The sequence below is a fragment of the Enterococcus gallinarum NBRC 100675 genome, from assembly GCF_001544275.1.
GTDB classification, from domain to species: Bacteria; Bacillota; Bacilli; order Lactobacillales; family Enterococcaceae; genus Enterococcus_D; species Enterococcus_D gallinarum.
Genome location: NZ_BCQE01000086.1, coordinates 1 through 588 on the forward strand (window position 1 = coordinate 1; position 588 = coordinate 588).

The following is a 588-nucleotide window of genomic DNA, read 5'->3' on the forward strand; positions in this document are numbered from 1 at the left end:
TACCGAAAATACTAATCCTGTTAGGGCTACTTTTATTGGATTTCTAAAATTTCTCCATATATACGGCAATAAAAATCCCAATGGCATAAGCATAATTACATTCATACAATAAGTAAATAAACCGTCTGACTGAAATGGGATAATTCCAATGTTTGCCTGTTGAAAAGTCTCAATCAGCCCACCTTTTGAAATAATGTCCCATACAGTGCCGATACCCGTAACAGAAAAAACAAGCCATACATAAATCATCATAGTGTATGTCCAAAAATAATGTGTAGAAGTTGATTTTCTCTTACATAACACTAAAACTACTTGATACAGCATTACTGGAAACACAGTTAAAATGATTGGAATAATCAGCATTAAAATCACTATCCTCACTCCTCTCTGAAACTATGTACAATATTTTACTATATAATTCTGAAAAAATTTCAAAGATAAGTAAAATAGTTTCTTAATTTTATCCTACAATTTTTATTTTTTCTGCTGTCCCTGCGGAGCATGGTTCTGTGGATTGCCTGTGGGCTGACTGCCTTTATTTTTCAACACAATGTCGTCTGCCTTGATGTACCACTCCACATCTGCCCC

General features: G+C 34.0%; 1 protein-coding gene. It reads right to left on the minus strand.

What is annotated here, in order from left to right; translation table 11 throughout:
- Positions 1–372: VanZ family protein (locus tag EG2_RS18210; RefSeq protein WP_169793148.1), on the minus strand; the 372-nt coding region annotated here is incomplete at its 3' end.
- Positions 373–588: the final 216 nt, after the last annotated feature.